Annotated in this window: 1 protein-coding gene; it reads right to left on the bottom strand. The window is 22.3% G+C overall.

Annotated features, from left to right (window positions below):
* Positions 1–2 precede the first annotated feature (2 nt).
* Positions 3–659, bottom strand: a 657-nt coding sequence (locus AWT65_RS06660) for a hypothetical protein (protein WP_198142965.1), incomplete at its 5' end; no start/stop codon positions are given.

The following is a 659-nucleotide window of genomic DNA, read 5'->3' as shown; positions in this document are numbered from 1 at the left end:
TTTTAATATACAGGATACACATGATATCCTTTTTTAGAATATATTGTTCTAGTCTTTTTAGTATCATAATGTATTAACTTTATTCTATCCCAAGTTTTTCCTATATCACTATTGTGATAATAATTTTCATAATATTGAAGATTATTACCATTATATGTCACAATTATTTCACCTTTTCCTCTTATTCCCTTTTGCAACTCTCTGATTTTATCTTTATATTCATTATCAGTCATTTTATCACTATCTTTAAAATATGCTTTATTCACTGGTGGATTTTTTAATAATTCATTATTATATTGCTTTGATAAATATTTATGTTTTAATTGTTGTTGTTCTTTTAATTTATTTGCATAATCTGTTAGTAATAATTTTTTTCTAAATTTAATACCTTCATATTTTAATTTGTCATTTAATTTAATATCTATGAATTTATCTAATGTTTGTGGAATATACTTATCAGATACTCCGTGATTTTTAAATAAATCAACAGTATAATTGTATTCTTTCGTATCTTTATACAATACCTTTAAACTATTGTATTTCTTACTATCATTATACTTCATATCTACAAATTTATCAAATGAATTAGGTGCTTTATCACCTAAAACTTTCTTATATCTTGCATACTGTCCGTAACCTTTTAATTGTTCTGGATTTTT

Origin of the sequence: Sneathia sanguinegens (assembly GCF_001517935.1) — a bacterium.
Lineage (GTDB): Bacteria > Fusobacteriota > Fusobacteriia > Fusobacteriales > Leptotrichiaceae > Sneathia > Sneathia sanguinegens.
Note: the sequence above shows the minus strand (reverse complement) of the source record. Positions and strands in the feature narration are given on the sequence as shown.